This window comes from Winslowiella arboricola (assembly GCF_025527015.1).
Lineage (GTDB): Bacteria > Pseudomonadota > Gammaproteobacteria > Enterobacterales > Enterobacteriaceae > Erwinia > Erwinia arboricola.
The window spans coordinates 540,532-565,362 of record NZ_JAODIM010000041.1; the positions used below are offsets into that span (position 1 = coordinate 540,532).

A 24,831-nucleotide genomic window follows, 5' to 3' on the forward strand; every position below is an offset into this window, starting at 1 on the left:
CAATAGAAAAAAGGCGTTAGCGGGCTTTTAAGGAGGTAGAGGTAAAATACTCAGCCGACGGTTGCCTCACGGGTACGCAGCGTACCTTCACGAGCAGCACGTTCGAAAGAAGCTTTTAACCGGCGCATTGCTTCTGCTTTACGCTCAGCCGCCGTCATTTGCTTAATGATTGAAATATCGCGTTTTGAGTGCATAACCCATTCCTCCTTCACCGAGTCCGGTGGATACTTCATATACTATATCATGTAAAGGTCGCTGTAAAATGCGGTCATAGAAGCGTTTTAACTTATCCGTTTCTGCGATGGCAAAGTAAGCCCGTGCATAGTAGATATTGTGATGCAGCGTAATTATCGTTTCCAGAGCTTCTGCAAGTTTAGCCGCAAATGTAATCTGCTTAGAACACTGACCTTTAGTTGGGGATTCGTAGAAAGAACCCTGCTCAAAGTTTTCAAGACGATCGAATTTAACATCATAACAATGGGGAGGTATTGAGAACCCCACCTCTTCACTCCTGAATGAATGATACTCAGAGCTTACTGTATCTACCTCTGCAAATATCACCACAAACTTATCCTTTCCTATGCAGAAGTCAAAGCGGTGAGCGATATAACCCCCGTGAGGAAACTCCTGAAATTCAGTTGAAAGATATAATGGCATATTATTGTTTTTAATATCTTTAATTAGTTAAGTACATTTCCTTTTTTAAGGTGGCGATATTGAAACAAAATGCAATACAAATGTCGATGAGTTTTTTCACGTAAAATACCCATATTACAACACCTTGTAATATGGGTATTTTACGGAGAGTTTTTAGCGTTATCGGGGAACAGTTTTAAATACAACAGGCAAGCCGCCTCGAACTATTTTAACTGTCAGCGGCATCATCTTTGATCAACCAAAAAATTCGCTGCTCTCTGCCTTTAGCTCAAGACGTTTAATCGGCCCGACAATCACCAGATAACTGAAGATCGCCAGTAGCGCGTGGACGGCGACAAACACCAGCGCCCATTCAAAATGCCCGGTCGCTTTGACGATATAGCCGATAACTACCGGCGCAATAATACCGGAGATATTGCCGCACATATTGAACAAGCCGCCCGCCATACCGGCCATCTCCTTCGGCGCAGCATCTGACATCACCGCCCAGCCCAGCGCCCCGATACCTTTGCCGAGGAATGCCAGCGCCATAAAGAATACAATCAGGTAGATAGAATCCACGTAATTGCAGAAGATCATCGTCATTGAAAGCAGCATGCCAAAGACAATCGGTGTCTTTCTGGCGACAGACAGCGATTTGGTCGCTTTCAGAATGCGATCTGATATCACCCCGCCCAACAGTCCGCCGAGGAAGCCACAAATAGCCGGGATCGCAGCAATAAAACCAACGGTTTTAATATCCAGACCTTTATCCATCGCCAGATATAACGGAAACCAGGTAATAAAGAAGAAGGTGATAACGGTGATACAATACTGGCCGAGATAAATACCAAGCAACATACGGTTAGACAGCAGCTGTCTGAACTGTGAAAATTTAAACTTCCGCTGTTGTTTAGCATTGTTCTGATCCATATCCACCAGCGCCCCGCCCTGACGAATATAATCCATTTCCGCCGCATTAACCCGCGGATGCGATAATGGATTGTGGATCACTTTAGCCGCCGCAAAGGTAATCAGCAGTCCCAGAATGCCCATAAAAATAAAAATCGATTCCCAGCCCATCGACAATGTCAGCCAGCCCATTATCGGCGCAAAGATCACCGTGGCGAAATATTGCGCCGAGTTAAACACGGCGGCGGCAGTAGCGCGCTCTTTTGACGGGAACCAGGCGGCGATAAAACGACTGTTGCCCGGCATCGCCGGCGCTTCTGCCAGCCCGACCAGAAACAGCAGCACGGCCAGCGCGATCAACGCACCGTAACCGTCAAATACCTGCACAAACCCCTGTAACAGGGTAAACACCGACCACAGACACAAGCTGCACAGGTAGATTTTTTTCGATCCGAAGCGGTCCAACAGCCAGCCACCAGGAATTTGCGCCAGACAGTAAGCCCAGGCGAAAGCAGAGAAAATCCAGCCCATCTGGCTGGGATTAATCCCCAGCGCCGCCGACATATCCTTACCGGCAATAGCGAGAGTAGTACGATCGCCAACGTTTACCGCCGTAACAAAAAACAACATGATCACAATATGCCATCTGATATTGGTTTTTTTGGCGTACGCGACTCCCTCAAGATTATTGACCTGACTCATAGTGAACCACCTTGATTTGATAAAAATCTTTTTTGCTAAAATGATTAATAGTGCAATAGAGAGAAGATAGGCAGTTAAATAGCGTCAGACAATGTGCATTTGCATAACAACGCGCCCGGTTTTTTATTGCGTTATTTAAAGCGGAGATTAGTTGAAGTCGATCACAAATATTAATTTCGCAAAGGGATTAGTTATTGTCAGGCGGGTGAGTTGTTATTAGCTTGCTGCTATTTCCCCGCTTTTATGTTACCGGGAAATAAATAAAAAAAAGCAGCGAACCTGGCCCGCTGCTTTTTTGTTGCTGAGATCGCGGTTTATTACATCACCGCAGCAAAGGCTTCCGCTACCTGATGCACATTGTTGGCATTCAGACCCGCCACGCACATACGGCCACTGGCAATCAGGTAAACACCAAACTCTTCACGCAGACGATCAACCTGCTGCGGGCTAAGACCGGTATAGCTAAACATGCCGCGCTGCTTCAGCAGGTAGTCGAAGTTAACGCCCGGCACCGCCGCCGCCAGCACCGACACCAGTGACTGACGCATTTCGAGAATACGCAGGCGCATCGCTTCCACTTCCGCCAGCCAGCTGGCTTTCAGTGCATCGTCATTCAGCACACAGGAAACCACCTGCGCGCCGAAGTTCGGCGGGCTGGAGTAGTTGCGACGGACGGTGGCTTTTAACTGCCCCAGCACGCGTGACGCTTCATCGGCGTTATCACAGACGACTGACAAGCCGCCAACGCGTTCGCCATATAGCGAGAAGATTTTCGAGAATGAGTTGCTGACCAGCGCAGGCAGACCGGCGGCGGCGATAGCGCGGATAGCATAAGCATCCGGCTCCATGCCGGCACCAAAGCCCTGATAGGCGATATCGAGGAATGGCACCAGTTGCTGGGCTTTCAGCACTTCAGTGGTGATGTCCCACTGCGCGTCGGTCAGATCGGCGCCGGTCGGGTTGTGGCAGCACGGATGCAGCAGCACGATGCTCTGTTTCGGCAGCGTTTTTAATTTGGCAATAAAGGCGTCAAATTTCACGCCATTGGTTTCGGCATCAAACCACGGATAGGTGTCAACTGCGATACCCGCGCCGCCAAAAATGGCCACATGGTTTTCCCAGGTTGGATCGCTGACCCAGACGCCAGAATTCGGGAAGTAATGCTTCAGGAAATCAGCACCCACTTTCAGCGCGCCGGAACCGCCCAGCGTCTGAATGGTGGCAATTCGGCCCGCTTTCAGCGCCGGATGATCAGCGCCAAACAACAGCGGCGCAATCGCGTTGCGATAGGCTGGCAGACCTTCCATTGGCAGATAGAGCGAGGCGCTGTGTGGCTGTGCGTTCAGACGCTCTTCCGCTGCGGCCACTGCCTGCAACTGAGGAATAACACCCTGTTCGTTATAATACAAACCGATGCTTAAATTCACCTTATGCGGTCGCGTGTCCTGTTTGAAGGTCTCCATTAACGAAAGAATTGGATCGCCGGCGTAGGCATCAACGTTTTGAAACACGGTGCAGATCTCCATAGCTTGGTTTTAAGTCAGCCGCGCGGCGTGCACGGCTGGAATATTCTTCAGACGCCGCTGTAGCGTCCCGGACGATGATTCATGGCAATCAGCAGATTGAGGATCACTGCGCCACCAATCGACACTGCCAGCATCGGCAGTGACACCACAAACAGCGATGCCAGCACCACGCAGGTATCCACTGCCATCTGCAGCTTACCGGCGCGGATACCAGAGCGATCCTGCAACCACAGCGCCAGGATATTAATCCCGCCGAGACTGGCTTTATGGCGAAATAACACTATAAACCCAATTCCCATTATCAGGTTACCGAACAGTGTCGCATAAAACGGATTCAGTGCATCAAAATGGACGAAAAGTGGATGCAACTGGGTAAAAATCGACACCAGCCCCACTGCCGAGAAGGTTTTCAGCGTAAACGCCCAGCCCATCCGGCGCACCGCCAGCCAGTAGAATGGTAAATTGATTAAAAAGAATGCCAGCCCGAATGAGCAGTGCGTCAGATAACTGATTAGAAAGGCTATGCCGGCGGTGCTGCCGGTAAGCGCGCCGGCCTGTTTCAGCATCACTACGCCAAAAGAGACCATCAGCGTACCCGTCACTATCGCGATAAGGTCTTCAATATGGGTATGGGGGATTTTTTCCGGTGCTATAAGGGGTTGCGCAAGGTTAGCCATCAGTCTGATTCTCAAGTTATTGACGCAATCAGACTGCAAAAATCGCACCAATCCGGCAACCTTTACGGCTGCCGGACGGTGCCAGCGAATTAACCCATTGATAACTAAGGCGCTTTATTGCTCTTTTTGTGCATGATTTTAATTAAAAACAGTTAAATCACGCACATAATCATTAAATTCTGCACAGATCACGCAGATCTGAATATATTTATGCACCAAAAATGCACATTACGCACTATTTTGGCGCAAAGCACTCTCCGGCAGCATCATCAGGCCATTCTCTTTCAGGCGATTCAGTACGACCGAGGTTTTAACATGGGCCACGCTCTGATGGCCGGCAACTAACTGACTGATTAATGAACTTAATCCGGCCAGATCGGCGACCGCTACTTTTAACAGATAATCGGCATCACCCGTGGTTTTATACGCATCGACAATCGACGCCTGCTCCGCCACCATACGATGAAAGCTCTCAACATATTCTGAGGTGTGGTTTATCAGACGCACTTCGATTAAACCGATCATGCCGAGACCGACCGCATCCGGCGACAGTCGCGCATGGTAGCCAAGGATTAAATTAGCCTGTTCAAGATTGATACGGCGACGCGAACATTGCGATGCCGACAGGCCCACTAAATCACTCAACTCCTGATTGGTCAGGCGACCATTGGTTTGTAATAAAGTCAGTATTTTAAGGTCGTAATCGTCGATGCTGGTCATTACCGATCCATGTTATCTGTAGGGGCGTCGTGCCCTTACAGATAACCGCAATCGTCGCGTGGTTGTCCAACACTATTTTCTGATGGCTGCGGGGGACATTAATGCAAAGGGAGCCGAAAACGGCTCCCTTACGAAGTTTCAGACGCGCCTCGCCTGGTTACTCATCGTCGTACTGCGGTCCGGCATAGTTATCGAAACGTGACCACTGACCGTTAAAGGTCAGACGCACAGTACCGATCGGTCCGTTACGCTGTTTACCAAGAATGATTTCCGCGATGCCTTTCATATCGCTGTTTTCGTGATACACCTCGTCACGATAGATAAACATGATTAAGTCGGCATCCTGCTCGATGGAACCAGATTCACGCAGATCCGAGTTCACCGGACGTTTATCAGCGCGCTGCTCCAGTGAGCGGTTCAGCTGCGACAGCGCCACCACCGGCACCTGCAGCTCTTTGGCCAGCGCCTTCAGTGAGCGGGAGATCTCAGCAATCTCCAGCGTACGGTTATCGGATAGCGACGGTACGCGCATCAGCTGCAGGTAGTCGATCATAATCAGGCTTAAGCCGTCGTGTTCACGGAAAATACGCCGCGCACGTGAGCGTACTTCGGTCGGCGTCAGGCCAGAAGAATCATCGATATACATATTCTTCTTCTCCAGCAGAATCCCCATCGTGGCGGAGATCCGCGCCCAGTCCTCATCGTCCAGCTGCCCGGTACGAATACGTGTCTGGTCAACGCGCGACAGTGATGCCAGCATACGCATCATAATCTGTTCGCCGGGCATCTCGAGGCTGAAAATCAGCACCGGTTTATCCTGCAACATCGCGGCGTTTTCACACAGGTTCATCGCAAAAGTGGTTTTACCCATCGACGGACGCGCCGCGACAATGATCAAATCCGAACGCTGCAAACCGGCGGTCTTTTTATTGAGATCCTGATAGCCGGTATCAACGCCGGTGACCCCGTCGTGCGGCGTCTGATACAGCGATTCAATACGCGAGACGGTGGCTTCCAGAATCTGATCGATGCTTTTCGGCCCTTCATCTTTACTGGCGCGGTTTTCCGCGATCTGGAATACGCGTGATTCCGCCAGATCCAGCAGATCGACACTGGTGCGCCCCTGTGGATCGTAACCGGCGTCGGCGATCTCATTCGCCACCGAGATCATTTCGCGCACCACAGCACGTTCGCGCACAATATCCGCATAAGCGCCGATATTCGCCGCACTCGGCGTGTTTTTTGACAGTTCGGCCAGATAAGCAAAGCCGCCAACCATATCCAGTTCGCCCTTCTGCTCCAGCGATTCGGAGAGGGTGATCAGGTCAATCGGTTTGCCCATTTCCAGCAGGCGCTGCATTTCACCGAAGATCAGACGATGCGGACGGCTGAAGAAGTCCTGCGCTACCACGCGTTCGGCAACATTGTCCCAGCGTTCGTTATCCAGCATCAAACCGCCCAACACCGACTGCTCCGCTTCGAGGGAATGCGGCGGCAACTTCAGCCCTTCCATCTGACGGTCACGGGTTTCGCTCGCGCGAGGTTCGCTTGATTTGTTGGTGGGTTTATTTCCTGCCATAGTGGATGCAATACCGAAAATCAGTTGAGAAGACGCGCAAGTATATACCCAAAGTCATTGAAGTTGCAGCAAGGCAGCAAATGAACGAATCCCGATGAGCTGACTCAAGTCAGTGATTCGGGTGAGTGAGTGCGGCTAACGCGGCTGCGGCTTCAAGGACGAAGGGGATAACGGTTTGCACAGGTTAGATCTTCACATCAATCACGCTAAATCGACAGGAGTGAACATGGCAAAGCGTATTCAGTTCAGCCAGCATGGCGGTCCGGAAGTGTTGCAATGGGTGGATTTTGCTATCACCGATCCGGCAGCAAACGAAGTGCAGGTGGAGAATAAAGCGATAGGTATCAACTATATCGATACCTATATCCGCAGCGGACTCTACCCAACGCCGGGTATGCCCTCGGGCTTAGGCACTGAAGCGGCAGGCGTAGTGACCAAAGTGGGTTCAGCCGTAAGTGTACTGAAGCCCGGTGATCGCGTGGTGTATGCGCAATCCGCGCTGGGAGCTTACAGCGAAGTGCATAATGTCGATGCCGAGCGCGTGGCGCTGCTGCCGGACGCGATCTCTTTTGAGCAAGGTGCAGCATCTTTCCTGAAAGGGCTGACGGTGCATTATCTGCTGCGTCAGACTTACGAAGTGCAGCCGGATGAAACCTTTCTGTTTCATGCCGCTGCGGGCGGCGTTGGTCTGATCGCCTGCCAGTGGGCAAAAGCGCTGGGCGCCCATCTGATCGGTACCGTCGGTTCGGCGGAGAAAGCCACGCTGGCGAAAAATGCCGGCGCCTGGGCCACCATTAACTATCGCGAAGAGAATATTGCCCAGCGCCTGAGCGAGCTGACCGACGGTAAGAAAGTGCGGGTAGTGTATGACTCGGTGGGTAAAGACACCTGGGAAGCGTCGCTTGATTGTCTGCAAAGACGCGGCCTGATGGTCAGCTTTGGCAATGCGTCCGGCCCGGTGACTGGCGTCAATCTCGGTATTCTGTCGCAGAAAGGCTCACTGTATGTCACCCGTCCGACACTGTTTGGTTATGTTACCAATCGTGCCGAACTGGAACTGGCCAGCAGCGAACTGTTCTCGCTGATTGCCAGCGGCGCGATCAAGGTTGATGTGCCGGAACAGCAAAAGTTTGCGCTGGCCGATGCGCAGAAAGCCCATATTACGCTGGAAAGTCGCGCCACTTATGGTTCAAGCCTGTTGATTCCCTGATCGACAGATGCAAACGGGGCTTCCCGAAGGAAGCCCCTTTTTCTTTCTTTTTTTTAGTTCGCGCTGTTTGTAGGGTCAGCGGCGATGAATTCGTGTTCGACTCAACGGAATCCATCCTGGCAGAAAACATAAGTAAAAAATATGTTTAATTGCAAAAAACAGCTAAACAAAACCCCATGGTGTGATCCAGCCCGCATTCTTACGGTCTGTAAATTACGCAACCTGTTGATTGTTCAGCGCGATGTCCAGTTGCGTCGTCTTATTTTTGGCTTCTGACAGGCACGATAAATCCACACCGCCACCACCGCAAGAACCAGCCATGGCAACATTTTTATAACAATCGCAAACAGCCCGCCCACCATCATAAGCAGGGTGGCGACCACTAATGCTGCCAGTACGCCCAGAATAGAAACGCCGGTCAGCAGCAACATTAAAAAGAATCCAACCACAAACAGGATTTCCATAAGGCATGCTCCACAAGATTAGGTACTGCATAGCTATTACAAGAAATATGCCAGGTTGGTGAAAAGTACAGGTTATTGAAAAAAGGGATATTTATGGAATGAACCCTGAAGAGGGTTGGTGAAAATAATCAACAGATGGTTAAATTTTAACTGAGGATGGTTGTCCACGGGCGGCGAGAACGCCGCCCCTACAAAATCATGCAATCTGTAGGGGCGGCGTTGTCCACGGGCGGCGAGAACGCCGCCCCTACAAAATCATGCAATCTGTAGGGGCGGCGTTGTCCGCGGGCGGCGTTGTCCGCGGGCGGCGAGAACGCCGCCCCTACAAATCGTGCAATCGTAGGGGCGGCGTTTTCGCCGCCCGAAATCACACGGCTGCCGGAATTTTATCTGCCACCAGAGACAGCGCCTTTTCCAGCACCTCAACATCGGCCCCGGCTTTATGGGCGTTTTCGCTCAGATAACGACGCCACTGGCGCGCGCCAGGAATACCCTGGAACAGCCCCAGCATATGGCGGGTGACATGACCCAGATAAGTCCCCTGCGACAGTTCACGCTCAATATAGGGATACATCGCGCGCACCACCGCAACCGGGTCGCGGTCAGCCACATTGAGGCCAAACAGCTCGCGATCTACCTGCGCCAGAATTCCCGGGTTCTGATAGGCTTCACGCCCCATCATTACGCCATCAAGATGCTGCAGATGTTGCTGCGCTTCGGCCAGCGTTTTCACGCCGCCATTCAGCGCCATCGTCAGCTGCGGAAAATCTCGCTTCAGCTGATACACGCGATCGTAATCCAGCGGCGGAATTTCGCGGTTCTCTTTCGGGCTAAGGCCGGAAAGCCACGCTTTGCGCGCATGAATAATAAACATCTCACAACCACCCTGCGTCGCCACGGTGCCAATAAAATCACACAGGAATGCGTAGCTATCCTGCTCATCAATACCGATACGGTTTTTAACCGTCACCGGTATCGACACCACATCACGCATGGCTTTAATGCAGTCGGCAACCAGCTGCGCTTCGCCCATCAGGCAGGCGCCAAAACGTCCGTTCTGCACCCGATCGGACGGGCAACCGACGTTAAGATTGATCTCGTTATAACCGCGCGCTTCAGCCAGTCTGGCGCACTGCGCCAGCGCAGCCGGATCGCTGCCGCCCAGCTGTAACGCTACAGGCTGCTCCTCTTCACTCCAGGCGAGGTAGTCTCCTTTGCCATGGATAATCGCGCCGGTGGTCACCATTTCGGTGTACAGCAGCGTCTGACGCGTCAGCTGACGATGAAAATAGCGGCAGTGGCGATCGGTCCAGTCAAGCATGGGCGCTACGGAAAAACGGTGAGCAGGCAGATTCTGGGTCATGAAAAACGATAACTCTGTGGGGGGTGAATCGATGTCGATAATATGCGCAATGATATCACAGAATCATGCAGGGGCGAGGGGTACCTCGCCCGAGGTGGTGATCAGAAGTTAAAACCAAGCTGCGCCATTGCGCCCCAGGTATTGTCGTCACCGACAGAACCGGCCAGATCAAGATGTACCGAATTATTAAACGGCGACAGACCAAAACCGGCGGTAGCGACATTCGTATCGTTCGATTTCATATCGGCACGATAACCGCCGCGCAGCTGCAACCAGCTAAACAAACGGTATTCAGCACCCACACCGGCGTACTGGCTGTCCTGCTGGCTTTTAAAGCGCTTAGTCGGGGTCAGATCGACGTCAAGGCTGGTCGTCAGCCTGTCGGTATGCCAGGAGGCGCCGGAAGTCACCAGCGGACGGATCTGATAAGTGTCGGTGTAGCCACTGACCTCTTTGGTATCGATATCACGCGAAATCAGGTTCTGCGCGCTTAAACCCAGCGTCCAGTTGTCGCCAATATCGGTCGCCAGACCGGCATCAAGGTTAAAACCGGTGTTACTGTTTTTATAGCGGCCTTCGGTAAAGTCTGACTTGTCGTAGTTATAAACCGACACGCTGTAGTTATACAGGTAAGTTTTCTGCAGTTTTGGCGTCACGCCGACGGATACCGGATGACCGGCAACATTAAACTCATGCGCCACGGCAATACCGTAATCGGTAACAATCGCCCCGCGTCCCAGACCTGCTGAAGTCAGACGATCTTCATCACCCTCGGCTGGAATGACGGTGCCATCTGCGACACCCTGTAAATAATCAATATCGCTCTGTGAAACATCGGTCGCCAGATGCGCGGTGCCATAGGCTTTAGTGACAAAGGCAAACGGCAGCACTTCATTTGGCACCGCCACAACAATTGCCGCACCGGCAGAACCATCGGCGGTATTGCCGCGCAGACCACGCAACTGTCCCGCCAGATCGCCTGCGGCGGCCTGTAATCGCGGATAGTTGGCAAGGCTTAAATCATCGGTCAGGCCGCGGTAACCATCCACGGAATCCGAAATATCATCAACTTTATCAACCAGCTTATCTTTATCAGTTAGCTGCACGCCAACGGAAGGAATAATCACGCTGATATCATCGTCCGGCTGCGCTTTGGTTAATAGGGCCGGGTTGGCTAATGGCGCGGTGCCATACGTCGAGGAGGAGACGCCGGTGCCGCCCATCGCGTCATTACGTGCATCAAAATAATTGCCGGCCGCAATCCCGCTAAACGGCACCATAAGCAGTGCATTTAACACAATGGGATGAGAAATCCTGAAAATACGCTTTGATAAATTTGCCATTTGCCTGAAACCACCCGAATTGAAATTTACACGCGAAATGCACGCAGAATGCCCCTACCCAAATAATGCGCATCCGGGTGGAGAGTTATTGCCGTGAACTCACTTACTTTAAGTGGACTTATCTGGTGATTGGAGTTTGTGTAATCTGTTAATGAACTAACGATTAACTCTAAAAAAACCAGAGGAAAATCAGTTAGCCAGATAAGCATTATTTAACAGTAGACCGGTTTTTTTCTCACTGCAAATCAGAAAAACCGCTGAAAAGGCAATAGCGCAGGGATTGGCTACAAAAAACACCGATAAGCTCACCTGTTGATTTACCACTATTTCAGATAAATGTTGTTTAACTTACCCGGTTTCAAAATGTTAATGCCCTGCTGAGGGTTGCAGTCCAAAACAGAGCATTCGGCGTTTTTTGCTGCACGTGATAAAATAACATCTCATTTCGGTCCGGAGATTCATCATGAGCGCCATCCTTCCTGAACAACTTTTGTCGCAGGCAGAACAACTCTGTCAGCAGCGCAACGTGCGGCTGACACCGCAGCGTCTGGAAGTTTTACGTCTGATGACTGAACAGAAAGGCGCGATCAGCGCTTATGATCTGCTTGATCTGCTGCGGGTATCGGAACCGCAGGCTAAACCGCCGACGGTCTATCGTGCGCTCGATTTTCTGCTGGAGCAGGGTTTTATCCACCGTGTTGAATCCAATAACAGCTATGTGGTGTGCCATCATTTTGAAGAGGCGGAACACAGTTCGGCGATGCTGATTTGCGATCGCTGTGGTTCGGTCAATGAGAAGCATGCGGCGGGAGTGGAAGATATTTTGCAGGTGCTGGCGCGTCAGTCAGGCTTTGTATTACGCCATAGCGTAATTGAAGCGCATGGCTTATGTATCGGCTGTCGCGAAGTGGAAGCCTGTACACATCAGGACAACTGCGAACATGATCATACGGTGGTAAGTAATAAAAAGCGCGGGCGTTAAAAGCAGAGTGATGTGTAGCGGCACACTCCGTGTGCCTTCGGCAGGAGCATCGTCCTTAATGAGACTTTAAATCCAGGGTTACCAGCGATAATCGCTGTTTTGGGTTTCCCAGTCCTTAACTTCTTTTTCCGCCTCTTCCTTAGCGTAACCATAACGCTCCTGAATTTTACCTACCAGTTGCTCGCGTTTACCCTCGATCACTGTCAGGTCATCATCAGTCAGGTCACCCCATTTTTCCTTCACTTTACCTTTAAACTGTTTCCAGTTACCGCTGGCTTGGTCGCTATTCATATGATTTCTCCAGGTGATAAAGTTTAGTGTTTCATTTCAGTCATCTATCTGATACCAGAACAAAACGCTATCCATTTGCTAACACAGAGATAATTATAGTCAACAAAAGCCATTTGCGCGTGACAAGCCAGTAATTAACGCTACAATCACCGTCCGATGTTATATTAACTCTCTGAAAATAGTGTCTTTTTAAGAGGTTTAATCTTTAGCGGCTAGCCGTAACTAAATATGTCAGCGAGGTCACCGGGCAACTGAGCGGCTCTTTAAGCGGCACAGCAGAGCTGGCGCAGAAATGGGGGTGAGATAATGAGGTCTGACCTTACGCGCGCCTCAGAAACAGAGCAGCGCGCGCAGGATGGAACGGGAAATCTTACAGCCAGTTACCGTTGCGGATCACGCCAACCGCCAGACCTTCGATGGTCAGGGTTTGCTGACGCAGATCGATAACAATCGGCTGAAACTCGCTGTTTTCTGGCAGCAGTTGCACCATGTTACCCTGTTTTTTCAGGCGTTTAACTGTGACTTCATCATCAATACGCGCCACCACCACCTGGCCATTACGCACATCCTGGGTTTTATGCACGGCCAGCAGATCGCCATCCATAATGCCGATATCTTTCATCGACATACCGCTGACACGCAGTAAAAAATCGGCATTAGGTTTAAACAGGCTGGCGTCAACCTGGAAGTGACCTTCAATATGCTGTTCCGCCAGCAAAGGCTCTCCTGCCGCTACGCGTCCTACCAGTGGCAGGCCGGTCTCTTCTTCCATCATCAGGCGAATACCGCGCGACGCGCCGGAAACAATCTCGATTACGCCTTTGCGCGCCAGCGCTTTCAGATGCTCTTCCGCAGCATTAGGAGAACGAAAACCCAATTGCGAGGCGATTTCGGCGCGTGTAGGCGGCATGCCAGTCTGACTAATGTGATCACGAATCAGATCATAGACCTGCTGCTGCCTTGCCGTTAATGCTTTCATACCGCCCCCTGGTTGTTTATACAGTCGCTGTGAGTATATACAGGTATTTGTCGGCTGAAAAGCTAAAGCTGTGTAAAAAACAGCAGTTTGGCGATTTCTGTCGGCTTACGCCCAATATGACCAGAGCAGCATAATCCACACCAGCAGGGCCAGCAGAATAGAGAGTAATACTGCCGCCGATCCCATATCCTTGGCGCGCCCGGAGAGCGGATGGTGCTCGCTACCGATGCGGTCCACCACCGCCTCAAGCGCACTATTCAGAATCTCAACAATAATCACCAGCAGCACCGAGCCAATCAGCAGCACGCGCGTGATGGCATCCACATCCAGCCAGCAGGCGACGATAATCGCAATCACCGCAGCGACCAATTCTTGGCGAAACGCGGCTTCATGCCGCCAGGCCGCACATATTCCTTTCCACGAATAACCTGCCGCTTTTATGATGCGTGTCAGGCCTGTGACATTATTTGCCATAATGATGGAACCCTTTGAGATGTTTAACGTCAACTTGTGGGTGGCGCACGTATTGCAACACAACAGATCTTAATAGCGCTTTCTGGTATGCTTGCCGCGCTTTGCTAACAAGAGGCTTCATGTTGTCTATGTCAGGTTGGCGTAATTTCTACTACAAGTTACTAAACTTACCACTCTCATTTTTGGTGAAGAGTAAAGCTATTCCGGCCGATCCGGTAGCTGAACTTGGGCTCGATACTTCGCGGCCCATTATGTATGTATTGCCTTATGATTCAAAGGCGGATCTGCTGGCGCTGCGTGCGCAATGTCGCAAACGCGACTTGCCCGATCCGCTGGAGCCGCTGGAAATCGATGGCACGGTGTTGCCACGTCATGTGTTTATCCATGACGGCCCGCGCGTATTCCCCTATTTCGTGCCTGACCCTGATTCGGTAAAACTGTTCCACGACTATCTGGATCTGCATCGCAGCAATCCCGATCTGGACGTGCAGATGGTGCCGATCTCAGTGATGTTTGGCCGTGCGCCGGGTCGCGAAGTTCAGGGCGAACAGACGCCGCATCTGCGCGTTCTGAATGGCGTGCAGAAGTTCTTTGCCGTTATCTGGCTGGGACGCGACAGTTTTGTGCGCTTCTCGCCTACCGTCTCGCTGCGCCGGATGGCTACCGAACACGGCACCGATAAAACCATCGCGCAGAAACTGGCGCGCGTGGCGCGGATGCACTTTGCCCGTCAGCGCCTGGCGGCAATAGGCCCACGCCTGCCGGTGCGTCAGGAGCTGTTTGGCCGCCTGCTGCAGTCAAAAGCGATCGCCAAAGCGGTAGAAGATGAAGCGCGCACGCGTAAAATCTCCCATGAGAAGGCGCAGCAAAACGCCATTGAACTGATGGAAGAGATTGCCGCTGACTTCTCGTACGAAGCGATCCGCCTGACCGACCGCATTATGGGCTGGACGTGGAGCAAGCTGTATCAGGGCATTAACGTCAATGGCGGCGAGCGCGTCCGTCAGCTGGCGCAGGATGGCCATGAGATCGTCTATGTGCCCTGCCACCGCAGTCATATGGACTATCTGCTGCTCTCCTATGTGCTCTATCATCAGGGGCTGGTGCCGCCGCATATCGCCGCCGGGATTAACCTGAATTTCTGGCCAGCAGGTCCGATTTTCCGTCGTCTCGGCGCGTTCTTTATTCGTCGCACCTTTAAGGGCAATAAACTCTACGCCACGGTGTTCCGTGAATACCTCGGTGAACTGTTTACCCGTGGTTATTCGGTGGAATACTTCGTCGAAGGCGGCCGTTCGCGTACCGGGCGACTGCTCGATCCGAAAACCGGCACCCTGTCGATGACCATTCAGGCAATGCTGCGCGGCGGCAACCGCCCAATCACGCTGGTGCCGATCTATATCGGTTATGAGCATGTGATGGAAGTGGGCACTTACGCCAAAGAGTTGCGCGGTGCCACCAAAGAGAAAGAAGGCTTTATGCAGATGGTGCGCGGCTTACGCAAGCTGCGTAACCTCGGCCAGGGCTACGTTAACTTTGGTGAACCGTTGCCGCTGATTAACTACCTGAATAAGCATGTGCCGGAATGGCGTGATTCGATCGACCCGATTGAAGCACAGCGCCCTGCCTGGCTGACGCCAGCGGTGAATGATATCGCTCAGCGCGTGATGGTGCGGATTAACAACGCCGGCGCCGCTAACGCCATGAACCTGTGCGTCACCGCGCTGCTGGCTTCACGCCAGCGCTCGCTGACGCGTGAGCAGCTCACCGAGCAGCTGGAGTGTTATATTCAGCTACTGCGTAATGTGCCTTACTCGCCAGACGCCACGGTGCCGGATCTCAGCGCCACCGCGCTGCTGGAGAGCGCACTGGGCATGAATAAGTTTGAAACCGAGCAGGACAATATCGGTGACATTATTATTCTGCCGCGTGAGCAGGCGGTGCTGATGACCTACTACCGTAACAATATCCATCATATGCTGGTGTTACCGGCGCTGATTGCCGCCATTGTGCAGCAGCATCGCGAGCTGTCGCGGGCGGAACTGTTACGTCAGGTCAGCGTGATCTATCCAATGCTGAAAAGTGAGCTGTTCCTGAGCTGGAACAAAGAGCAGCTGCCACAGGTGCTGGATGCGCTGATTGCTGAGCTGGCGCGTCAGGGGCTGATTAGCGCTGATGACAACCACTTACGTCTCAGCCCGGCGCGCTTCCGTACGTTGCAGCTGCTGGCTGCCGGCGTGCGCGAAACCTTGCAGCGCTATGCCATCACGTTCTCGATTCTCAGCGCGAACCCGGCAATTAACCGTGGTTCACTGGAAAAAGAGAGCCGCACCATGGCGCAACGCCTGTCAGTGCTGCACGGGATTAACGCACCGGAGTTCTTCGATAAAGCGGTATTCTCAACGCTGGTGCTGACCTTGCGCGATGAAGGCTATATCAGTGATACCGGCGATGCGCTGATTGAACAGACCCAGAAGGTTTACCATCTGCTGGCGGATTTGATCACTCAGGATGTGCGCCAGACCATTGAAAGTGCGGTGGCACCGGAAAGCGGTACAGGCGGCGAGCACGCCGTCCTCAATATCGTATAAATCCGCGACACGGGCGGCGATAACGCCGCCCCTACTGGCTATTGATTCCAGGGGCGGCGTTATTGCCGCCCTTATTACACCGCTAACGCCACGCCAATAAACAGTACCAGCCCAACGTAATTATTGTTTAAGAAAGCCTTGAAGCAGGCATCGCGTTCGCGCGCGGCAATCAGTTTTTGCTGATAAATAAACAGTCCTGCCGCCAGCACGATCGCCACCCAGAATGCCCAGTTCAGCGCCATCAGCAGACCAATCGCCGCCAGTAGCAGCAGGCTGACCAGCTGCAGCACGCCAATAATCAGCTTATCAAAACGCCCAAACAGAATGGCAGTCGATTTCACGCCAATCTTCAGATCGTCATCGCGATCCACCATTGCATACTGCGTATCGTAGGCGACCGTCCAGCAGATATTGGCAAAGAACAGCAGCCAGCAGGTTAACGGCACGCTTTCGCTGACCGCCGCCCACCCCATCGGGATCGCCCAGCCAAAAGCCGCCCCCAGCACCACCTGCGGAAGATGGGTATAGCGCTTCATAAACGGGTAAATCCACGCCAGCGCCAGACCGGCAAACGACAGCCAGATGGTCATCGCGTTCATCGTCAGCACCAGGCAAAACGACACCAGCACCAGCGCGCTAAACAGCAGTTTGGCCTCTTTCTCGCTTATCGCGCCGCTGGGCAACGGGCGGGATTCGGTGCGTTTAACATGGCCGTCGATTTTACGATCGGCGTAGTCATTGATCACACAACCCGCCGCACGCATAAAGAACACGCCGAGCACAAACACCAGCAGTACATCAACCGGCGGTAACGCCTTCCCCGCCAGCCACAGCGCCCACAAGGTTGGCCACAGCAGCAGCAGCGAGCCAATAGGTTTATCAATGCGCATCAGGCGGCAGTAAGCCTGAAAACGCGACATTTTCACAGTTGTGTCCACTTATTGCGATCCTTCTGCGGGCTGGCGGTGATAGATCGGCGCCGCAGGTAAAAAGAGCTCGGTAAGGAGTAACGGTTTATTGGCCAGACGCAAACGCGAACGGCGTCCCCACAGCGACTGAATGGCGCCGGGTTCAATAAAATCACGAGTGAGTGTCGATGAGGAGAACAGATAGCGGCCAAGCGGGCGGGTGCCTAACTGCTGCAACATCGCCTCCGGGCCATTCAGCGTCGATTCCGGCACAATAGTGCGCCCGGCCAGCCAGGGGACACCGTCGCCAAATAACAGGATTTCACGCAGCCAGTAACGCTGCTCCTGCGGCAATAACGCCACTTCGTCACCGACTTGCGCCGCGCTGATAAAACCTTCGCGCAGTGGCTCAACGGTAACCTTATTGCAGTGACGCTCAAAACGCTTCGTCATTGAGTCTTCCTCCATCAGCCAGTCCAGCAGGGAGGCATTAAGTAAGGGGGACGAAGCAGGAAGCCATTCGATCGCGCGCAGTAACGCAAGCGCGTTATCCGACATACGGCATCTCCGGGTAGAAAATCAGATGCCGTAGTGTAACGCAGAGCCTTGTGGAGAACACGCCACCGGTGGGGAATTCGTGAAAATTATCTGCCGCGCCGCGCTGAAAAAGGGTGCGTCAAAGACGCACCAATCGTCCAGCAACATCAGCGGTGTGGGGATCTCATCATCCCTTGCCTTTCACACTGCTGATAAAGGTCGCGCGTGCCGATGACGAGCCAAGACGTTCCGCCTCGTTCATCAGCTTCAGCGCTTTATCGATATCACCGGCTTTCACTGCCTGAAGGATCCCGTTATTGAAGTAACTTTCAGTATCGTTAAGCATCGGCTCGGCTTTAGCGACCGGGGCCGGGCGCGCTGGCGCCGGGGCGCCGGATGGCGCGGCAACTGGTGCCGCGGCGCTGCTGCCAACCACCACCGGTTTCGGATCGGCGGAGCCAAAGATCTTACCAATCATAATATTGCCGCTGTTCTGCTCGGTTTTCACTTTCAGCGACAGGGTGCCGGTAGAGGTGTGCTGCACCACCGGATCCGGCACATCAGGAATGGCGTTATTCGCCCCTTCCGCATACAGCTTGGCCGGATTGATCATCGTCGAGGTGCGCGCCAGATCGTCAGTGGTGGTGTAAACCAGCAGATAGATCTGCTTCTGGCCCAGCACCGGCGTCAGCTTCATGGTGCCCTGCAACCGGTCACCGGAGGCAATGCCCGGTTTGGCATACGGGAAATAGCTGCCGGGGAAATACGCGGCGGGCTGTAACTGCTCGTCCAGCACCAGCACGTTCGGCACATACACGCGCCGGTCTTTGATAAGGCTGGTGAGGGTAATTTCCAGCGAACCCTGATCGGCAGGCAGCGCAATGGCGGCGACGGCACCGCTGATATTGCCCTGATTCAGGGTTACTGATGAAGGCGTCAGTGCAATATCTTGTGAGGATGGCGGCGTGACCGGCAGCCACGAGAGACTTTGCAGTTTTTCTGGCGCAATAACCGGCGCAGTAGAGACGTTTTGCGGATTCAGATTGGTGGCGGCAAAACTCGCCGATACCGCGGCAACACTCAGCGCCTGAACCAGGCAGAGCGCGATCAAATGCTTTTTCATTGTTGTTTTCCTCAACATGGTCACCCGCCTTCCTCAGGCAATAGGAAGACGGGATTAACACCAGATAACGAATTTACCCAACGTGTGTAGGGGCGGCGTTCTTGCCGCCCGCTCAGACGGGTAAATTTACCACCAGGCTTCCGCCTGAATACCGAAGGAGATCTCATCATCATCGCCACGGCTAAACTGACGGGCGCTGGTATCGCTTAACGCCGTTCCATTCGCCACACCGGCAACATAGTTGTCGTCGCCAACGGTTGAAGAGGAGTAACCCCATTTCTCATCCCATTTGGCGTAGGTAGCGAACAGACGGATTGCCGGACGCGACCAGATACTGCTGCCCGCCTGCCACTGCTGCGCTAAGGTCACTTTGTACTGGCTGTTACGATCGCCAGTATTCTGCGCCTTCACGTTGTCGTAGCCGACTTCCAGCAAGGTGCTCATAATCGGCGTCCACTTGTACATCGGACGCGCACCGACGGTGTACCAGGTCGTACCGTTGTTGTTATCGCGATCGACATCCTGGTACATACCGACATACATCAGGCTCCAGGTGTCATTGAAATCGATCGCACCGTGATCGATTACGCGGATCATCGAACCATCATTGTTCTGCGCGGTGCCCGGACGGCCGTTGCGGTTCTGGGTCATCGCATCGGTGGCGTACTGCACGACAAACTTGTTCAGGCTGTCGCTGGCGCCGAAGGTCTGGGTATGCTGAATGGTGCCCATCCAGCCATCTTTCGAGTTATCGCTGGAAACACGATCGTAGCCATCGGTTTCATTAGCGCTACCGTAGTCAAAGCCGACTTCCAGTGAACCGCCCGGGTTAACCTGCATCTGTCCCAGACGCACATCGAAGATATCGTTAGAGAGATTTTTGGTGCGGGTGACGCCATTAACAAAGGTCTGCGAACCGCCGGCTTCACTGTTACGCGTTGCCGCGACCGAAAGCTTACCAATGCCGACATCAACATTTTCGAGACCACCACCAGGACCAGAGATATCCCAGTAGTAGAAGTCGATCATATGCACGTCATGACGCTGATAGTAACGCTTACCGGCCCAGATATTGGCACCCGGCAATGAATCAAACAGGTTTTTACCGACCACATTCATCTGACGTACGGCAGGTGACGTCTCTTCAGCATCGTTTTGCTGATCAACCGCATAACCGATCATGCTATCGACGTAGAAGCTCTTTTCACCCTCCTTCCACACTTCCTGGCCCAGCTGGATTTCGGCATAGGTTTCGCACTCGTTACCGAGACGATATTTACTGTCTGCACCTGTTGCCTTGAAGCATTGCTGCTCCCCGCCGCTACCGGTCCAGCCAATGCCTGAACGTAGATAACCCTTGAAATCTACGGCTCCTGCCTGGCTGGAGATCACCGCTGCAGCCACTGCCACGGCCAGAGGATATTTATGCAACATCTTCATTCTTGCTCTCCTGTTCTCATTATTACTGCTGGCGTGCTTCTACACCTGGCTCCTGATGTAACCGGCGACAGGCGCGACCATCTTCACGAAATAAATGGCAACGTTGCGGCGGCAAGCCGATGGCGTATTGGGCACCTTCTTCTACCAGCACCACGTCGTTCTGGCGGTAAACCAGGTTCTGACGCAGCGCAGGAATCTCGATATGGATTTGCGTTTCATTGCCCAGTTGCTCGACCACCTGCACCACGCCGGAGAGCGTGACGTCAGCAACCTCACTGGGCAGCAGATGTTCCGGCCGGATGCCGAGCGACATATTGGCGCCGATCTGCACGTCGGTGCTGTCGAGCGGCAGCCAGATCTGCTGGCGGTTGGGCAGTTCGACCTGTACCTGGTCGATGGCCTTGTTAGTGACTTTAACCGGCAGAAAATTCATCCTTGGCGAGCCGATAAAACCGGCGACAAAGCGGTTGGCGGGATAGTGATACAGCTCAAGCGGTTTGCCGATCTGGGCAATTCGTCCGCCCTCCAGCACCACGATTTTGTCGGCCAGCGTCATCGCTTCCACCTGATCGTGCGTGACATAAACCATGGTGCGCTGCAGCCGTTTATGCAGGCGGGATATCTCAATACGCATCTGTACACGCAGTGCCGCATCAAGGTTCGACAGCGGTTCATCCAGCAGAAAGACCTGCGGTTCCGCCACCAGCGTGCGGCCAATCGCCACGCGCTGACGCTGACCGCCGGACAACGCTTTCGGTGGGCGATCCAGCAGGTGTCCCAGTTGCAGCACATCCGCCACCTGGGTAACGCGCTGCTGAATTTCCGCTTTTGGCCGGCCCGCCAGTTTCAGGCCGAAGGACATATTTTCCGCCACTGACAGATGCGGATAGAGGGCATAAGACTGAAACACCATGCCGACGCCGCGTCCGGCGGGCGGCACCTCATTCATGCGTTTGTCGCCAATCAGTAATTCGCCAGAGGTGATCTCTTCTAAACCGGCAATCATGCGCAGCAGCGTGGATTTACCGCAGCCCGAAGGCCCGACAAACACCACAAATTCACCTTCAGCGATGGTCAGATTGATATCTTTCGATACCACCGTTTCGCCCCAGGCTTTGGTGACATCCTTTAGCACCACGCTCGCCATTAACCTCTCCCGTCCCGTTCGTACCACTTATCGAATGGCTGCGAGTGTGTGGGATGTCATCAGGGGTGAAATCCTCCACCTGCGGCTTTTTTATGGGGGAGGAGGCAGGAGGATGAGCTACGCGTTCGGCTACGCAAATGCAGGAGATAAAACAGATTTTCGTGATCGAACTGGCAAAAAAAGTGGCTGTTTTTTGTGGTCTGGCACGCAGAAAGGTAGCAAAAAGCCATGACGATCACAGTTCCGCCCTGTGGGGCGTAGAGGTGGGGAGGATGAGCAGCAGTGCGGTTATCCGCAGACTGCTGGCGGTAAGACACCGCTAATGATTAGAGGAAAGGGAAATGTCAAAGTTCAAACTGAATACAAAAATGCTGTTGTTGTGTGCCTTAACCAGCGCCCTGTTGCCCGCTGCCGCGTTGGCGAAAATTGAAGAAGGTAAGCTGGTCATCTGGATCAATGGTGATAAGGGCTACAACGGTCTGGCTGAAGTCGGTAAGAAATTTGAACAGGATACCGGCATCAAAGTGACGGTGGAGCATCCCGATAAACTGGAAGAGAAGTATCCGCAGGTTGCCGCTACCGGTGACGGACCGGATATTATTTTCTGGGCCCACGATCGTTTCGGCGGCTATGCACAGTCGGGCCTGCTGGCGGAAGTCACCCCGGACAAAGCGCTGCAGGATAAAATTTACCCCTTCACCTGGGACGCGGTGCGCTTTAACAACAAGCTGATTGGTTACCCGGTGGCGGTGGAGTCGCTGTCGCTGATTTACAATAAAGACCTGCTGCCGCAACCGCCAAAAACCTGGGAAGAGATCCCGGCGCTGGATAAGCAGCTGCGCGCGAAAGGCAAAAGCGCGATTATGTTTAACCTGCAGGAACCCTACTTTACCTGGCCCATTACTGCTGCCGACGGCGGCTACGCCTTTAAAAAACAGGCTGATGGCAGCTATAGCCTGAAAGACGTCGGCGTCGCCAATGCCGGCTCGCAGGCCGGTCTGCAATTCCTTGTCGATCTGGTGAAAAACAAACATCTGAATGCCGACACCGACTACGCCATTGCTGAAGCCGCGTTTAATAAGGGCGAAACCGCGATGACCATTAATGGCCCGTGGGCATGGGGCAATATCGATACCGCGAAAGTGAACTACGGCGTGACGCTGCTGCCCGGCTTTAAAGGCAAGCCGTCGAAACCGTTTGTCGGGGTGTTAAGCGCCGGTATCAATGCCGCCAGTCCGAATAAAGAGCTGGCGAAAGAGTTCCTCGAAAACTATCTGCTGACGGATGACGGCCTGGCGAAAGTCAACGCGGACAAACCGCTGGGCGCCGTGGCGCTGAAATCTTATCAGGAGAAACTGGCCAAAGATCCGAAGATTGCCGCCACCATGGAAAACTCGCAGAAAGGCGAAGTGATGCCAAATATTCCGCAAATGAGCGCCTTCTGGTACGCCGAACGCACCGCGGTGCTGAATGCGATCAATGGTCGCCAGCCGGTAAAAGCGGCGCTGGAAGATGCGGAAAAACGGATTACTAAATAATCATCACGGGCGGCGAGAACGCCGTCATTAAGTGTAATGGAAATCTTTGACACGGGCGGCGAGAACGCCGCCCCTACATTTTGTTGTGGTCTTGTAGGGGCAGCGTTCTCGCCGCCCGCTTCCCCCGAATAAAAGGAAGATTTAATGGCAAAATCTGCATGGTGGCGGCATAACGCCCTGAAGTGGCTGGTTCTTGCCCTCTGTACGCTGATTTCCGGTTATCTGGTGGTACTGATGTATGTGCAGGGCGAATATCTGTTCGCCATCCTGACACTGATACTGCTGAGCACCGGGCTGGTGATTTTCGCCCAGCGGCGCGCCTCCGCCTGGCGCTATGTCTGGCCTGGTCTGGCCGGTATGGGACTGTTTGTCCTGTTTCCGCTGGCCTGCACCATCGCTATCGCGTTTACCAACTACAGCAGCACCAATCAGCTCACCTTTGAGCGGGCGCAACAGGTGCTGATGGATCGCCAGTTTCAGCCCGGCAGCGGCTATAACTTTGCACTCTGGCCGCAGGGCGACCAGTGGATTCTGCTATTAAGTGGCACTGACAACGCACAGTTTGTCTCTGCGCCGTTTAGCTTTGATACGACAAAACAGCAGACGCTTACCCTCAGCAAAACTGACGCTGCTCCTGCTGGCGAGCGCGCCATGTTACGGGTGGTGACACAGAATCGCCAGGCCCTTGCACAGCTGACAGCGCTAATGCCGGATGGCAGCCAGCTACGGATGAGTTCATTACGCCAGTTCTCCGGCACCCAGCCGCTGTATACCCTCGGCGAAGACGGCACCCTGACCGATAAGCAGAGTGGCGTGGTCTGGTGGCCGAACGACAGTACCGGCTATTACCAGAGTAAAGACGCAGCTCAGCAGTGGAGCGGCGACAAACTCAGCCCGGGTTACACGGTGACGGTGGGCTGGAAAAACTTCCTGCGGGTAATGACCGATGAGGGGATTAAAAAACCCTTTATGGCGATTTTTGTCTGGACGGTGCTGTTCTCGGCGGTCACCGTGCTGCTGACGGTGGCGGTGGGCATGGTGCTGGCTTGTCTGATGCAGTGGGAATCGCTGCGCGGCCGTGCGGTCTATCGCCTGTTATTGATCCTGCCGTATGCAGTACCGGCATTTATCTCAATATTGATTTTCAAAGGATTATTTAACCAGAGCTTTGGTGAAATTAACCTGATGCTCAATAGCCTGCTGGGGGTTAAACCGGCCTGGTTTAGCGACCCGACCACCGCGCGCGCCATGCTGATTATCGTCAACACCTGGCTGGGCTACCCCTATATGATGATCCTGTGTATGGGATTGCTGAAGGCGATTCCCGATGATCTGTATGAGGCTTCGGCCATGGATGGCGCGACGCCAATGCAGAACTTCTTCCGTATCACCTTACCGCTGCTGATTAAGCCGCTAACGCCGCTGATGATCGCCAGTTTCGCCTTTAATTTTAATAACTTTGTGCTGATTCAGCTGTTAACCAACGGTGGCCCGGACCGTCTCGGCACCACAACCCCGGCCGGTTATACCGACCTGCTGGTCAGCTACACCTGGCGTATTGCCTTCGAAGGCGGCGGGGGTCAGGACTTTGGTCTGGCGGCAGCGATTGCCACGCTGATATTCCTGCTGGTTGGCGCCCTGGCCATCCTTAACCTGAAAGCCACGCGCATGAAGATTCAGTAAGGAGCG

General features: G+C 53.3%; 23 protein-coding genes. 5 read left to right on the forward strand and 18 right to left on the reverse strand.

Annotation, left to right across the window (positions count from 1 at the left end; translation table 11 throughout):
- Positions 1-50 precede the first annotated feature (50 nt).
- The 7 genes from N5923_RS14240 to dnaB all read right to left on the reverse strand — a co-directional run bounded on the left by N5923_RS14240 (position 51) and on the right by dnaB (position 6,752).
- Positions 51-194, reverse strand: coding sequence for a hypothetical protein (locus N5923_RS14240; RefSeq protein WP_267142006.1), 144 nt, complete (start codon positions 192-194; stop codon positions 51-53).
- Positions 163-657: a hypothetical protein gene (locus N5923_RS14245; protein ID WP_267142007.1), complete on the reverse strand. Its 495-nt coding sequence runs from the start codon at positions 655-657 to the stop codon at positions 163-165. The genes N5923_RS14240 and N5923_RS14245 overlap by 32 nt, the downstream gene beginning before the upstream one ends.
- Positions 658-891: 234 nt before the next feature.
- Positions 892-2,250, reverse strand: coding sequence for an MFS transporter (locus N5923_RS14250; protein WP_267142008.1), 1,359 nt, complete (start codon positions 2,248-2,250; stop codon positions 892-894).
- 317 nt (positions 2,251-2,567) lie between these two features.
- Positions 2,568-3,761: an amino acid aminotransferase gene (locus N5923_RS14255; RefSeq protein ID WP_267142009.1), complete on the reverse strand. Its 1,194-nt coding sequence runs from the start codon at positions 3,759-3,761 to the stop codon at positions 2,568-2,570.
- Between the two features lie 62 nt (positions 3,762-3,823).
- A complete protein-coding gene (locus tag N5923_RS14260) occupies positions 3,824-4,453 on the reverse strand; it encodes a YitT family protein (RefSeq protein ID WP_267142010.1) in 630 nt (209 codons plus the stop codon).
- A 228-nt stretch (positions 4,454-4,681) separates the two neighbouring features.
- Positions 4,682-5,173 (reverse strand): Lrp/AsnC family transcriptional regulator, encoded by a 492-nt coding sequence (locus N5923_RS14265; protein ID WP_267142011.1) that lies wholly within the window; start codon positions 5,171-5,173, stop codon positions 4,682-4,684.
- A 157-nt stretch (positions 5,174-5,330) separates the two neighbouring features.
- The gene (gene dnaB, locus N5923_RS14270) at positions 5,331-6,752 is read right to left on the reverse strand and encodes a replicative DNA helicase (protein WP_026111768.1); all 1,422 of its coding nucleotides are present in this window, start codon (positions 6,750-6,752) and stop codon (positions 5,331-5,333) included.
- A gap of 226 nt (positions 6,753-6,978) precedes the next feature.
- Between dnaB and N5923_RS14275 the strand changes: the two genes are divergently transcribed.
- Entirely contained in the window at positions 6,979-7,962 is a 984-nt protein-coding gene (locus N5923_RS14275; protein WP_267142012.1) for a quinone oxidoreductase, read from the forward strand.
- Positions 7,963-8,195: 233 nt separating this feature from the next.
- On the opposite strand, the gene pspG is transcribed toward N5923_RS14275, so the two are convergent.
- The 3 genes from pspG to traF form a co-directional block, all read right to left on the reverse strand.
- Positions 8,196-8,426, reverse strand: coding sequence for an envelope stress response protein PspG (gene pspG / locus N5923_RS14280; protein WP_267142013.1), 231 nt, complete (start codon positions 8,424-8,426; stop codon positions 8,196-8,198).
- Positions 8,427-8,793: 367 nt separating this feature from the next.
- On the reverse strand, positions 8,794-9,789 hold the full coding sequence (dusA, locus tag N5923_RS14285) for a tRNA dihydrouridine(20/20a) synthase DusA (protein ID WP_267142014.1): 996 nt from the start codon (positions 9,787-9,789) through the stop codon (positions 8,794-8,796).
- Between the two features lie 101 nt (positions 9,790-9,890).
- Positions 9,891-11,132: a conjugal transfer protein TraF gene (gene traF / locus N5923_RS14290; RefSeq protein ID WP_267142015.1), complete on the reverse strand. Its 1,242-nt coding sequence runs from the start codon at positions 11,130-11,132 to the stop codon at positions 9,891-9,893.
- Between the two features lie 463 nt (positions 11,133-11,595).
- Here traF and zur point away from each other — a divergent pair, with 463 nt between their 5' ends.
- Positions 11,596-12,114: a zinc uptake transcriptional repressor Zur gene (zur, locus tag N5923_RS14295; protein WP_267142016.1), complete on the forward strand. Its 519-nt coding sequence runs from the start codon at positions 11,596-11,598 to the stop codon at positions 12,112-12,114.
- Between the two features lie 78 nt (positions 12,115-12,192).
- On the opposite strand, the gene N5923_RS14300 is transcribed toward zur, so the two are convergent.
- From N5923_RS14300 to N5923_RS14310, 3 genes are all read right to left on the reverse strand, one after another.
- A complete protein-coding gene (locus N5923_RS14300; RefSeq protein WP_267142017.1) occupies positions 12,193-12,405 on the reverse strand; it encodes a CsbD family protein in 213 nt (70 codons plus the stop codon).
- 370 nt (positions 12,406-12,775) lie between these two features.
- Positions 12,776-13,384, reverse strand: coding sequence for a transcriptional repressor LexA (gene lexA, locus N5923_RS14305; RefSeq protein ID WP_267142018.1), 609 nt, complete (start codon positions 13,382-13,384; stop codon positions 12,776-12,778).
- Positions 13,385-13,489: 105 nt separating this feature from the next.
- Entirely contained in the window at positions 13,490-13,858 is a 369-nt protein-coding gene (locus tag N5923_RS14310; RefSeq protein WP_267142019.1) for a diacylglycerol kinase, read from the reverse strand.
- Between the two features lie 128 nt (positions 13,859-13,986).
- Between N5923_RS14310 and plsB the strand changes: the two genes are divergently transcribed.
- On the forward strand, positions 13,987-16,449 hold the full coding sequence (gene plsB / locus N5923_RS14315) for a glycerol-3-phosphate 1-O-acyltransferase PlsB (protein ID WP_267142054.1): 2,463 nt from the start codon (positions 13,987-13,989) through the stop codon (positions 16,447-16,449).
- A gap of 74 nt (positions 16,450-16,523) precedes the next feature.
- On the opposite strand, the gene ubiA is transcribed toward plsB, so the two are convergent.
- The 5 genes from ubiA to malK form a co-directional block, all read right to left on the reverse strand.
- The gene (gene ubiA / locus N5923_RS14320) at positions 16,524-17,369 is read right to left on the reverse strand and encodes a 4-hydroxybenzoate octaprenyltransferase (protein ID WP_407704464.1); all 846 of its coding nucleotides are present in this window, start codon (positions 17,367-17,369) and stop codon (positions 16,524-16,526) included.
- Between the two features lie 18 nt (positions 17,370-17,387).
- Positions 17,388-17,915, reverse strand: a complete 528-nt coding sequence (ubiC, locus tag N5923_RS14325; protein ID WP_267142021.1) for a chorismate lyase — start codon at positions 17,913-17,915, stop codon at positions 17,388-17,390.
- Positions 17,916-18,081: 166 nt separating this feature from the next.
- A complete protein-coding gene (gene malM, locus N5923_RS14330) occupies positions 18,082-19,017 on the reverse strand; it encodes a maltose operon protein MalM (RefSeq protein ID WP_267142022.1) in 936 nt (311 codons plus the stop codon).
- 126 nt (positions 19,018-19,143) lie between these two features.
- Positions 19,144-20,457: a maltoporin gene (locus N5923_RS14335; protein WP_267142023.1), complete on the reverse strand. Its 1,314-nt coding sequence runs from the start codon at positions 20,455-20,457 to the stop codon at positions 19,144-19,146.
- Positions 20,458-20,479: 22 nt separating this feature from the next.
- On the reverse strand, positions 20,480-21,604 hold the full coding sequence (gene malK, locus N5923_RS14340; RefSeq protein ID WP_267142024.1) for a maltose/maltodextrin ABC transporter ATP-binding protein MalK: 1,125 nt from the start codon (positions 21,602-21,604) through the stop codon (positions 20,480-20,482).
- Between the two features lie 341 nt (positions 21,605-21,945).
- Here malK and malE point away from each other — a divergent pair, with 341 nt between their 5' ends.
- Positions 21,946-23,142: a maltose/maltodextrin ABC transporter substrate-binding protein MalE gene (gene malE / locus N5923_RS14345; protein ID WP_267142025.1), complete on the forward strand. Its 1,197-nt coding sequence runs from the start codon at positions 21,946-21,948 to the stop codon at positions 23,140-23,142.
- A gap of 144 nt (positions 23,143-23,286) precedes the next feature.
- Complete coding sequence (gene malF, locus N5923_RS14350; protein WP_267142026.1) at positions 23,287-24,825, forward strand: maltose ABC transporter permease MalF; 1,539 nt, start codon at positions 23,287-23,289, stop codon at positions 24,823-24,825.
- Positions 24,826-24,831 lie beyond the last annotated feature (6 nt).